Consider the following 10,924-nt stretch of genomic DNA (forward strand, 5'->3'; position numbering starts at 1 on the left):
TAGCGGCCGAAGTGGAGCGGCGACTTTCGACGTGGCCGGTGCAAGCGCCACCGAACACTCCGGCGTACCGACCGGCTTCCAGGCATAGCCGAAAAGCACACGCAGGCAAGGGGACTGGATAACCATGTTGTGGCACGCGATGCCACCGGAGCTGAACACCGCCCGGCTGATGGCCGGAGCGGGGCCGGCGCCGATGCTGCAGGCCGCCGCCGGCTGGGAAGCGCTCGCGGGCGCGTTGGAGACGCAGGCGCTGGAGTTGTCCGCGGCCCTGGTCTCGCTCAAGGCGTCGTGGACCGGCATGAGCAGCGAACGCGCCATAGCCGCGACGATGCCGATGGTTGCCTGGCTGCAGACCGCGGCCCAGCAGGCGCAGCAGCGGGCGATGCGGGCGGCGGCGCAGGCCGCGTCGTACACCAAGGCGCTGGCGATGACCCCGTCGCTGCCGGAGATCGCGAGCAACCACATCACCCATGCGGTGCTCACCGCCACGAATTTCCTCGGGATCAACATGGTCCCGATCGGCCTGAACGAGACCGACTATTTCGTCCGGATGTGGAACCAGGCCGCGGCCGTGATGGACATCTATCAGGTCGAGACTATCGCGAACACGACCTTCGACCCACTTCCGCCCGTCAAACCGATCCTGCAACCCGGTGTGGGTGAAGCGGTGACCACCGAGGCGCTGGGCACACTCTCGGCCGTGGGCTCCGAAGCGATCCCGGGAGCGCTGCGCGCGCTGTCCGAGGTCGAGGAGATCCCGGAGGCCATCCCCGAGGCCGGGGTGCCGCTCGAGCAGCCGGCCATGCCGGCCCTGGGACAGCTGGGTCAATTGGGTGGGCCGATGCAGCAGCTGATGCAGCCGCTACAGCAACTCACGTCGATGGCCGGCCAGGCCGGCGGCATGGGCGGGCCCGGCGACAGCCTGCTCGGCGACAAGCTCGGCGACCTGCCCGGCAGAGACGGCGCACAGCTGGGCCTGATCGGCGCCAGTCCCCTTTCCAACCACCCGCTCGCGGGCGGAACCGGGCCCAGCGTCGGCATGGGACTGATGCGTTCGGAGGCCTTGCCCGGGGCGGGCGGGACGGGACCCCGCACCTCACTGATCAGCCAGCTGATCGACAAGCCGGCCCAGACCCCGCCGCTCGCGGGCGCCGGCGCGGGGTCATCGGCGACCGGCGGGGCGGCACCCGTCGGCATGGGCTCGACCGCCCAATCCGCGGCGGCCTCCCGGCCCGCCGTCGCGACCCCCACGCTGCTCGCCCACCCGGACGGCGACGAAGACGTCGATTTCGAGCACGAGGACGACTGGTGAGCGTCCACCGACAAAGGCTTCCCGGCCGCCCGGGCCGGAAGACTTGCCATCACTTGGCGAGGACAGGAAACAGAGAAAGTAGTCCAGCATGGCAGAGATGAAGACCGATGCCGCTACCCTCAGCGCGGAGGCTAGCAACTTCGACAGGATCTCCGGCGAGCTCCAGCGCGTCATCCAGACCGTGGAGTCGACCGGGGGCGAGTTGGCCGGTCACTGGCGCGGTCAGGCCGGCGCCGCCGCTCAGCAGGCGTTGACGCGCTTCCACGAAGCGGGCCAAGCGCAGATCAAGGCGCTCAGCGAGATTTCGCAGAACATCCACGGCGCCGGAATCCAGTACTCCTCGGCCGACGAGGAACAAGCCAGTTCTCTGTCGTCGCAGATGAACTTCTGACCCATCACCCCCTCAGCAACACAAAGAAACGGAGCAACAATATGTCGGAACAGTCATGGAATTTCGCCGGTATCGAAGCGGGATCCAGCTCGATTGCGGGCGCTGTGCAGAGCACCCAGGGCCTTCTCGACGAGGGGAAGAGTTCCCTCGCCAAGCTGGCGGAGGCGTGGGGCGGCAGCGGTTCGGAGGCCTACCAGCAGGTCCAGCGGAATTGGGACGACACCTCCGCTGAACTCAACGCCGCGTTGCAGGCGCTGTCACAGCGCATCAGCGAGGCCAGCCAGGCGATGGCTCAAACCGAATCCGGCGTCACGGGCATGTTCACGTAAGACGATGGCGAGCGGCGAAGCACGAGATCGGGCCACGTCGACCTGACAGGCGATTTAGGCTCCTCTCGTGCTTCCTCGCATGACTGAGATAGGCGAAAGGGTTTGATGGCGGCCGACTACGACCGGCTCTTCCAATCCCTCGAGGGAATGGAAATTCCGGATGAGGCGACGGCGCAGACGGAGTTCGACGTCGATGCGCCGGTTGGGACGCCGCCCGTGGCGCCCGGCCCGCCCCAACGCAACGGTCGAGCCGGACCGACGGCCAGCGCGATCCGCGAGGTTGCCCGAGTCCGCGTCCGCGTCGAACGCCAGAATCCGGTCGCTTCGCACCTGTGCCAACACCGAGCCGAGGGCGACCGTCAAGGTTGTCTTCCCCGCACCGCCCTTCAGGCCCACCACCGCGATCCGATGAGAACCGCTGGGATTGCGGCGAATTCGCCGGTACAACTCGAGCTCGTATTTTTCGTCTGGGGACAGTCCCGGGTTGATGCGCGTCACCTTGTGTATCCAACGGCGCCAACCTCGTTGCGGCACGGCTCTATCGCCGGACTCCCTGGCGGGCTTGACGCCGATGTGGGTGACGGCGTGGTTTGCACCGCGTTCGCCGTTCGCGGGTGTCGAGACTGGTTCCTGTTGTGCCGGCGCGCCGGCGAGTCGCCGCGGTGCGGGACGAGGCGGGCCGGCGGGGGCCGTCCCCCGTCCCCGTTGCTGCGGTAGCGCCGGTCCGCCGTTCGGTTTCGTTGTCGTCTGGCCGGGGCGCGGACCCACCGGCGCGGACGGACCGCTCGCAGTTCGTGCGCGACCCGGTTGGCTCTCGGCGCGGTGGCCGTGCCGCCTGGGGCCGCCGTTGGTGATGGGGCTGGGGGCATCATCGCCGTTGCCGCGGCGCGCGTGTCGCGGTTGCTGGGCGGGCTGCTGTGGTCGCGGGAGACGTTGCGCCACGGCCGGTTCCGCTGCGGCCGGTGATGGCGGGCTCTGCCGACTTCGGTCGACCGTCGCGGGTTCCGGCCGGGCCGGCGGGCGGCGCTGAGGCGATCGGTCGGCCGGCGGAGGTTCGAGCCCGACCGGCGAAGGGTGCGGCGGCGGTTCCATCGGTGGGGCCGGCGTGGGCGATTCGGCTGGACCGGTGCGGGATTGCTCCGGCAACTCGATCGGCATCGGGGGCCTGATCGGCTTGCTTGGCCCCGTCCAGTCGGCCGGGGCCGGCGGTGGTTCCGGTGTGCTCGAGACGGCGGCCGGGGTGGTGATCGTGACCAGCGCGTCGGTCGACGGCGCCCAACAGGCCGCCGTCGCGATCGATTGGTTGCGCAATAACGGGCATCACGAATTGATCAGCCGCGCATGCGTGGTGATCAATCACGTTGCGCCGGGCGAACCCAACGTCGCGATCACCGATCTGGTCCGGCAATTCGGGCAATACGTACGGCCGGATCGGGTCGTGGTGTTGCCGTGGGACAAACACATCGCGGCCGGAACCGAGATCGAAATCCGCCTGCTCGACCCGGTCTACAGGCGTAGGATTACCGAGCTTGCCGCAGCACTGTCCGACGATTTCGACAGGGGTGAACGTCGTTGAGCGCACCCACCGCCGCCGGCGCAGCCGCCGCTGCGGGGACCACCGGCAGCACTCCCGCCAAGCCCGCGACGACCCGGGTGACCGTCCTCACCGGTCGACGGATGACCGACGTCGTGCTGCCGTCGTCGGCGCCGATAGAGACCTATATCGACGACACCGTGGCGGTGCTGACCGAACTGCTGGAAGACACTCCAGCCGATGTCCTGGCGGGCTTCGACTTCGCTGCCCAGGGCGCTTGGACTTTCGCCAGGCCGGGCGCCCCGCCACTGAAGCCCGACAGGTCGCTCGACGACGCCGTGGTGGTCGACGGTTCGCTGCTGACGCTCGTGTCGGTGAGCCGCACGGAACGGTACCGGCCGCTGGTCGAGGACGTCATCGACGCCATCGCGGTGCTCGACGAATCGCCCGAATTCGACCGGACGGCGTTGAACCGGTTCATCGGCGTCGCGGTTCCCGTCCTGGCCCTGGCGGTTACCGTCGTCGCGGCAGTCGCGTGGTGGAACACCGGGCGTCACCTGTGGTGGCCGCTCGCATTGGGCATTGCCGGGATCCTGGCGCTGGCCGGCAGCTGGGCCGCCAAGAAGTTCTACCGGAATCCAAACCTCTCGGAGAGCCTGCTGGTGACGGCGGCGCCGCTGATCACCGCCGCCGCGGCCCTGGCCATTCCGCCGCCACGCGGAGCTGCCCCCCTCGGGGCACCCCAGCTGGCCGGCGCCGCCGCGGTCGTCTTGTTCTTGGCGCTGCTGACCCGGGGTGGCCCGCGCCGGCGTTCCGAGCTCGCGGCCTTCGTCGTGATCAGCGCCATTGCGGTCACCGCGGCCGCCGTGGCCTTCGGCTATGGCTGGCAGCACTGGGTGCCGGCCGGAGCCATCGTGTTCGGGCTCTTCACCATCACGAATGCGGCCAAGCTGACGGTCGCCGTCGCCCGGATCGCCCTGCCCCCGATCCCCGCACCCGGCGAAGCCGTCGAACACGACGAGTTGCTCGATCCCGTTGCGGGCCAAGAGGTCGGCGACGACAAGGAGGCCCGGACCTGGCAAGCGATCATCGCCTCGGTGCCGGACTCCGCGGTGCGCCTCACCGAGCGCAGTGAGCTGGCCAAGCGGCTGCTGATCGGTTTCGTCACGGCCGGCACCCTGGTTCTGACGGCCGGCGTCATCGCGATCGTGGTACGCGGGCACTTCTTCGTCCACAGCCTCGTGGTGGCGGGTTTGGTCACCGCCGCATGCGGATTCAGGTCGCGCCTCTACGCCGACCGTTGGTGCGCGTGGGCGCTGCTGGCGGCAACCGTCGCCATCCCGGTCGGCGTGGCCGCCAGATTGTGCACCTGGTACCCCCACAGCGCTTGGCTGGTCCTGACCATCCTGGCCGGCGCCGGCATTGTCGCGCTCGCCGCCGTCGCCGCGACGATCGGGATTCGGCGCGTCTCGCCGGTGATGAAGCGCGCACTGGAACTGCTGGACGGCGTGCTCGTCGCGGCGATCCTGCCAATGCTGTTGTGGATCACCGGCGTCTACGACATCGTCCGCAACATCCAGTTCTGACGCCCACCGAGGCGGCCGAAATTGCCGCAGTTCGGGCGGCGCCGGGTTGGATAAGATTTTCGTGACGGGAACCGCGCAGAGGAGATCGATTCATGATCGAGCCATTGGTCGTTGAACCCTCCCGTTTGGAGGCCGCCGGGAATACCCTGCGCGGGTTGGTTTTTCCCTTGCCGCCCGGCCCGATCGTGGCCCCGGGCGCGGATTCGGTGTCGGCGGCGGTCAATGCCACCTTGCCGATCATCGAATCGCCGGTGATCGAAGGGTTATCCGCCGTCAAGGCCGCCCTGACCAAGACGGGATCCAGCATCGCCGCCGCGGCCGGCATGTACGCGGACACCGACCAACGTCTGGGCGACCACCTCACCCAGGTCCGGTTCCTCGCCGCAGCAACAGAGCCCGCGCCCGGCGCGTCGGCCGAGAGGCCCGAGGGAGCTCCGGTAGACCAACCGACGGACGGCAAGAAGCCCAGCCCGGCCAAGCCGACCCCCCAGCCCGCGACACCGATGCCGCAACTCGATCAAATGACCGGCGCTGCAGGAACACTCGGTTCCGCCATGCAGAGCATGCAGGGCGCGATGGGCAGCATGCAGGGCATGCCGGGCGCCGGCGCCACACCCGCGCAACTCGCCGACAGCAGCAAGCCCGCGGACCCGGCGCGTCCGGTCGACAAGACCGACGAAGAGGAGAAACCCGGCATGGCCGCCGAGGGTGCGGCGCCGGGCTCCGAGACGTCGCAGGGCGCCCCGGTGGCGGCTCCCGCGCCGGCCGGGCCCGAGGCGGCGCCGTCGGGGATCACCCTCTGAGTTGGATGGTGGGACAGGCCGCAGCTCAATGCGGCCGAGTCAGCCTGCCCATCCCGGCAGCGATGGATCGGTGGAGCGTCTCGACGGGAACATCGTGCAACCCCGTGGCCGAGCGCAGGAACGGTTCGAACATCTGCCAGCCCAGCAGCAAGGCGCCGGCGTGCGCCGCCGCCATCCGCGCGGCCTCATCGCTCGGATGCTGCGGCCGGACGTCCTCGAGCAGCCTGGCCGCTGCCGGAAAGCTGCTCTGCAGCCTGCCCGCCGGATAGCCGTCGAGCAGCGCCCGCGCGATCACCCGTAATTGGCGACCGCCCGCCGCCTGGATTTCGTCCACGGGGGCTCCGCGGTCCGTCAGCGTGGTCAGCTGGGCTGTCAGCTGATCGAGCACCGCGGCTACCAAGTCCTGCTTGGTACCGAAATGCCGGAACACCAAGCCGTGGTTGACCCGCGCCCGGACGGCGATGTCGCGAATCGACGCGGCGGCCGGCCCCCGCTCGACGAACAGCTCAATCGCACTGTCGAGGATCGCCGCGACCACTTCGTCGCGCCCCTTCGGGCAAAACCGCTGGTCGAGCGGGCTTGCGTCCGGTGTAGTCATATGACTACACTACCCGAAGATCGACTGTAGTCGAGTGACTACAGTACGAGACGAGGAGACGATCGCCATGACGCAGACCCTGACGCAACCGCAGGCGCTGAGCGTGGAGCACCAGGAGTTGACGGCGCGGGCCGACGAGGTGGAGGCCTCCATCCCGGGCCAGCCCGCCCACAACCCCGGGGCGCCGTGCGCCCTGGCGATGGTCACCGCGGCCGCCGCGCAACTCGCCCTGTCCGCCGACAACATGCGGCTTTATCTCGGGGTGGGTGACCGCGAGCGCCGGCGCCTGGCGCAGTCGCTGCGAAACGCGGCCAAAACCTATGCGGAGGTCGACGAGAGCTCGGAGGAGGCCATCGACACCGGCACGTCCGTCTCGGCATCGACGCCCGGCCCGGCGGCCGTCGGTCCGGACGCGGCGCCGCTCAGCGGCACGAAAAGGGTTGCGGCATCGGCGATCGAAGAGACGCCCTACCACCCGGTCCGGCAGGCGGCCGAGGAGATCGCCGCGCTTGATCAGGGCCTCTCGTTCGAGGTGTTCGCATCGGCGTGGACCGTTCACCAACGGACGTTGCTGGAGCCCCGCTATCGGTTCCGGCCGTTCGTCGAGTGGTACGGCGACGCCACGTATGCCGTTGAGGACAACTTCGATTCGCACAGATCGTGGTTGGACCAGATGGCGGCGTTGTCGGCCACCATGGTCAGTCAGACGCAGGGTGTGCTGGCAGCGCACCGCCGGGCCGTCACCGAGCATCCCACGGTCGCGCAGCTCAAAGAACTCGACGACGCCTGGATCTACTTCCAATCTCGCGTCCCCGCGGCGCATTGGGAGGGCAGCGTCAAGCCTGCGCTCGAAGCGGAGTACGCCAGGTTGCAGAAGAAGTCGGAGGAGGTGCTGGCGGAGTACGAAAAGCGGGCGGCGTTACCCCTGGCGCCGATCAATCCGCCGAAGCCTCCCGCCGCCTACTACATCGCCCCTCCTGCCGAGCCCGGCTCGTACGAGAGCGACCAGGGCGGCCTGCCCTATCCCGACGGCTCGCACAACGAGCCGCCCTACGGCGACGACTACCTGGCGACCCCCGCCGGCATGCCGAGCGCTCCATTCACCGGCACACCGCCGATGCCCAACGACTTGACGGGGGCGGGCGCATTGAGGGGGGCGCCCGCCCCGTCACCCGGCGCCGGGCTCAAGCCGGCGTCGTTCGGCGGCAACGGAATTGGTGGTGGCGTGCCGTCCCTGCCGTTACAGCGCCCGGTGGACGCCGAATCCCCGTCACGGCCCGCCGGCGCGGCCGGTCCTGCGGGCCCCGGCCGTGAGAAGCCGAACACCGCGCCCGGGTTGGCCTCCGGTGGCATGGGAGCGGCGCCGATGGGCGTTCCCGGCGCTCAGGGGCAACAGAACACCAAAGGCAAGCGGACGACGCCCGACCAGGACTCGCTCTATACCGAGCAGCGGCCGTGGACCGAGGGAGTGATCGGACGCCGGCGCCGCGACGTCCCCGAGGGCAGGGACGCCAAATGATTTGTTAACGCGCCACGGAAAGCGGGCCTTCTCCGATCCCGGCCGAGGGGTGCCGGGAGCCTGGGATGGCCCGCTGGTTCGTTGGGCGGATGCGCCGCTGGACTCACGACGCGTCGGACAAGGCCGCCGCCAACAATCCGTTGAGGTGCTTCCAGTACAGCCAGTCGGTTACCGCGGCGCGCTGGGCGGCGGGATCGGCTGCGGTGTGCGCCTGGTTGAGGACGACCTCTTGGGCGTGTTCGGCGTAGCGATGGAACGCCCGGAGGTGTGCGACCCGTCGCCCGGGCGCACGACTGGCCATCGGCTTCATCAGCTCGAACCACAACATGGGCCGCTCGTCGGCGCCGGGGCCGGCGTCCTGCGGCGGCAGCGGCATCTCGGCCAGCATCTGCTGCAGGCTGATCTTCCCTTCGGCCAGCGCTGCCGCAAGCCGTGCGGCAGTCTCGGGATCCACCAGCTCATCCGGTGCGCGTTGCTGGTCGGCCGACGGCTTGGCATCCGCCGGGGCCGGCGGCAACATGCTGACCAACCGCACATCTGTGGTGGCCGCCAGCCGCTCCGCCGCCTCGGGGTCAACCACCTCCAGGCGTGAACGACCGATCATGTCTCCGCTGTCCGGGATGTCATCCGGCTTGAGCACGATCTTGGCCGCGCCGGAATCGGAATTGGCCAATTGCTCCTCGGTCGCGATCACCGCCCGCAGCTTCTTGTCGTGGTGGTCCGCCCATCCCTGTACCGCCATCACCGGATAGGTGGCCCAGCCGGCCCGTTCGGCGGCGGCGATCGATGCATCGGCGGTTGCCATCTGCACCTGTTCGGGTAAATGCACTCCGTCGGGGATATAGGCGAGCCCGTAGCTGTTGGCCACCACGATCGCGCCGTCGGTGGTCACCGCGGTCACCCAGAAGAACCCGAGATCGCCCGCGCCGGGGCTGCCGGGCGCGTTCAACGCCGCCGCGATGCGGCGAGCCAACCGCAGCGGATCGGTGCCGCCGCTCTGGCGGCGGGCGGCGTCGGCGGTCGCGGCCTCGGCGATGGCGTCACGTTCGGCGCGCGCTTTCGACACCGGGATAATCGGCGTCACCACAACGGAATCCGCCGAGTCAACGCGTTCAGGAGACGACGTCGGATCGGCAGCGGAGGCACTCGGCCTGGTGGCCGCCCTATTGCCGGCCGCGGCCGGTCTGGTGGCGGCGGTACCGCCCTGGGACTTCGGCCCGGCGGGAGCATTGGCACCGGCCCCACCACCCGCAGCGGCTCCGCCGCCGCGTGATCCGCCGCCCGACGCCCCCATCGGCGCGGCCGGAATGCCGGCTGCCCCAGCCGGCGCGGCGGTCGCCGACTCTTCCGTCCGCGGTGCCACCGATGGCGACATCAGCGACGCGGGCGCCATGCCTTTCCCCCGTCCGCCCGCACCGAGCGGTTCCGCCGATGCGGCCGGACCGAGCGGAGCCGCGGGGCCCGCGGGGGCTCCCGGCACGCCCCCCGGGCCTCCGGGTGCCGCCGGGGCCGAACCGCCGGGCGCGACTGTCGGCGGTAGGGGCGGCTGCCCGGGAAGGGGAGGCTGTCCGGGGAGGGGAGGCATTCCTGGCGGCGGTTGCGAACCGCCGCCCGGCGTCGGCATTCCGGGTGGAGAGAGCGGGGGTGCGGCCGGCGGCGGGATCACCGGTGCGGGTTGCGCCGGGTTCGGCCGCGGGCGATCTTCCCCCGCGGGTGGTGTCTGTACCGGCCCGTCGGGAAGTTTGACCGGCGGCGGTGTCTTCTGATCGAGCAGGTCCTGCAAGGCATTCGGGGGCGGCTTCCATGACTTGCTCGCCACGATCCGCTCGGCGGTGCCGGTAACCACGCTGAGGTTCGCCCCGTATGCCGTGCTGACCACCGTATTGATCGCGGCGGTTCGCTCGGCGGCATTCAGGGTGGTGTCATTCTCGAGGGCGTTGATTTGAGTCTGCGCCGCCTCGACGTTGTCGCTCACGTCCCACTTGGCCCACGTGATCGAATCCGCGATGAACCTGTGCCACGTGATCACCGTCGCCAGACCGTTCTGCAGCTTCTTCAGCTCATCGACGTTCGTGCCGAGTTCACCCTTGGCTGCGGCCGCCGCGCTGCCCGACCAGAATCCGCCGTCGAAGAGGTCGCTTTGCTCGTGCTGGCAGGTCTCCAACACCGCGGTGACCTGCCGCAGCACCTCGGTGTACTGCTGCGCCCGGTCGTAGTGGTTGTCCTCGTTCAGCTCCGGCCACGCGTCCGGCGTAAGCATCTGCGCGGCATATTCACTCACCGGCTTTGCGACGCCCATCGCTACTCCTCTTCCGGCGGCGCGGGTCGACCTGTCGGCCGCTGGGGAAGGCTGGACATCATGGTTAATAAGCGTAATCGAGGTTCAGCCAAGCCAACTGCGCCAAATTCAGCGGCTGTCGCATTCGGCGGGTCGCATCAAAGCGCTGGCGGCCTTGGGTTTTCGCTCAGGTTAACCCGAAGGTCTCTTTGAGCGAACCGGCGATACCGACGGCCAACTCGATGAGTCGGTCGTGCTCGGCATCGATGGCGGCGGTCGCGGCGGCCTGCGCGCCGGCGATCGCCTCGTTGATGCGTCCTTCGACCGTGTCTGCGCCCAGCCGCAGCAGGCCGTCCTCGATGTGCAGGCCGGTCAGGCACAGCCGCGCATCAAGGGTCGCCTCGACCGTCTCGGATTCGTCGGTGCCGGTGAATGATTCGGTGTCCGTCCGGTACTGCTGGTCTTCGAGGGCGGACTGGAACAGCTGCGCCTGCCGCAGCGCCTCTGCCACCTGGGGATGCATCTCGACGGTCATTGAGGGTCCTTACTTGTCGGGTGCTGTCTTGCGCGGGCG

At 69.4% G+C, this 10,924-nt stretch carries 10 protein-coding genes and 1 pseudogene; 7 read left to right on the top strand and 4 right to left on the bottom strand.

What is annotated here, in order from left to right; genetic code table 11:
* Positions 1-124 precede the first annotated feature (124 nt).
* From A5692_RS00085 to A5692_RS00095, 3 genes are all read left to right on the top strand, one after another.
* The gene (locus tag A5692_RS00085; RefSeq protein WP_068050885.1) at positions 125-1,312 is read left to right on the top strand and encodes a PPE family protein; all 1,188 of its coding nucleotides are present in this window, start codon (positions 125-127) and stop codon (positions 1,310-1,312) included.
* Positions 1,313-1,400: 88 nt separating this feature from the next.
* Entirely contained in the window at positions 1,401-1,703 is a 303-nt protein-coding gene (locus tag A5692_RS00090) for a WXG100 family type VII secretion target (RefSeq protein WP_046184939.1), read from the top strand.
* A gap of 41 nt (positions 1,704-1,744) precedes the next feature.
* A complete protein-coding gene (locus A5692_RS00095) occupies positions 1,745-2,032 on the top strand; it encodes a WXG100 family type VII secretion target (protein WP_068050886.1) in 288 nt (95 codons plus the stop codon).
* A 54-nt stretch (positions 2,033-2,086) separates the two neighbouring features.
* Here A5692_RS00095 and A5692_RS29605 read toward each other — a convergent pair whose 3' ends face one another.
* Positions 2,087-2,530, bottom strand: coding sequence for an AAA family ATPase (locus tag A5692_RS29605; RefSeq protein ID WP_231984121.1), 444 nt, complete (start codon positions 2,528-2,530; stop codon positions 2,087-2,089).
* A 718-nt stretch (positions 2,531-3,248) separates the two neighbouring features.
* Here A5692_RS29605 and A5692_RS00105 point away from each other — a divergent pair.
* The 3 genes and pseudogenes from A5692_RS00105 to A5692_RS00115 form a co-directional block, all read left to right on the top strand.
* A pseudogene (locus A5692_RS00105) lies at positions 3,249-3,608 on the top strand (MinD/ParA family protein); the annotation flags it as partial.
* A complete protein-coding gene (gene eccD / locus A5692_RS00110) occupies positions 3,605-5,152 on the top strand; it encodes a type VII secretion integral membrane protein EccD (protein ID WP_197514290.1) in 1,548 nt (515 codons plus the stop codon). The pseudogene A5692_RS00105 and the gene eccD, both read left to right, overlap by 4 nt.
* Before the next feature lie 92 nt (positions 5,153-5,244).
* Positions 5,245-5,955 (top strand): hypothetical protein, encoded by a 711-nt coding sequence (locus tag A5692_RS00115; protein ID WP_068050887.1) that lies wholly within the window; start codon positions 5,245-5,247, stop codon positions 5,953-5,955.
* Between the two features lie 25 nt (positions 5,956-5,980).
* Here the strand turns inward: A5692_RS00115 and A5692_RS00120 are convergent, their stop codons facing one another.
* Positions 5,981-6,553 carry a TetR/AcrR family transcriptional regulator gene (locus A5692_RS00120; protein WP_068050888.1) on the bottom strand — a complete coding sequence of 191 codons (573 nt, stop codon included), beginning with the start codon at positions 6,551-6,553 and terminating at the stop codon, positions 5,981-5,983.
* A 34-nt stretch (positions 6,554-6,587) separates the two neighbouring features.
* Here A5692_RS00120 and A5692_RS00125 point away from each other — a divergent pair, with 34 nt between their 5' ends.
* Positions 6,588-8,072 (top strand): hypothetical protein, encoded by a 1,485-nt coding sequence (locus A5692_RS00125; RefSeq protein ID WP_156765847.1) that lies wholly within the window; start codon positions 6,588-6,590, stop codon positions 8,070-8,072.
* A gap of 103 nt (positions 8,073-8,175) precedes the next feature.
* On the opposite strand, the gene A5692_RS00130 is transcribed toward A5692_RS00125, so the two are convergent.
* Positions 8,176-10,371 carry a hypothetical protein gene (locus A5692_RS00130; protein WP_068050889.1) on the bottom strand — a complete coding sequence of 732 codons (2,196 nt, stop codon included), beginning with the start codon at positions 10,369-10,371 and terminating at the stop codon, positions 8,176-8,178.
* 166 nt (positions 10,372-10,537) lie between these two features.
* Positions 10,538-10,885, bottom strand: a complete 348-nt coding sequence (locus tag A5692_RS00135; RefSeq protein WP_068050891.1) for a YbaB/EbfC family nucleoid-associated protein — start codon at positions 10,883-10,885, stop codon at positions 10,538-10,540.
* Positions 10,886-10,924: the final 39 nt, after the last annotated feature.

The organism is Mycobacterium sp. E342 (genome assembly GCF_001667665.1).
Classification (GTDB): Bacteria; Actinomycetota; Actinomycetes; order Mycobacteriales; family Mycobacteriaceae; genus Mycobacterium.

Excerpts from the sequence above, each read along its gene's own strand:
- A5692_RS00120 (WP_068050888.1), bottom strand. The coding sequence starts at position 6,553 with ATGACTACACCGGACGCAAGCCCGCTCGACCAGCGGTTTTGCCCGAAG.
- A5692_RS00130 (WP_068050889.1), bottom strand. The coding sequence starts at position 10,371 with ATGGGCGTCGCAAAGCCGGTGAGTGAATATGCCGCGCAGATGCTTACG.
- A5692_RS00135 (WP_068050891.1), bottom strand. The coding sequence starts at position 10,885 with ATGACCGTCGAGATGCATCCCCAGGTGGCAGAGGCGCTGCGGCAGGCG.
- A5692_RS00095 (WP_068050886.1), top strand. The coding sequence starts at position 1,745 with ATGTCGGAACAGTCATGGAATTTCGCCGGTATCGAAGCGGGATCCAGC.
- A5692_RS00115 (WP_068050887.1), top strand. The coding sequence starts at position 5,245 with ATGATCGAGCCATTGGTCGTTGAACCCTCCCGTTTGGAGGCCGCCGGG.
- A5692_RS00090 (WP_046184939.1), top strand. The coding sequence starts at position 1,401 with ATGGCAGAGATGAAGACCGATGCCGCTACCCTCAGCGCGGAGGCTAGC.
- A5692_RS00085 (WP_068050885.1), top strand. The coding sequence starts at position 125 with ATGTTGTGGCACGCGATGCCACCGGAGCTGAACACCGCCCGGCTGATG.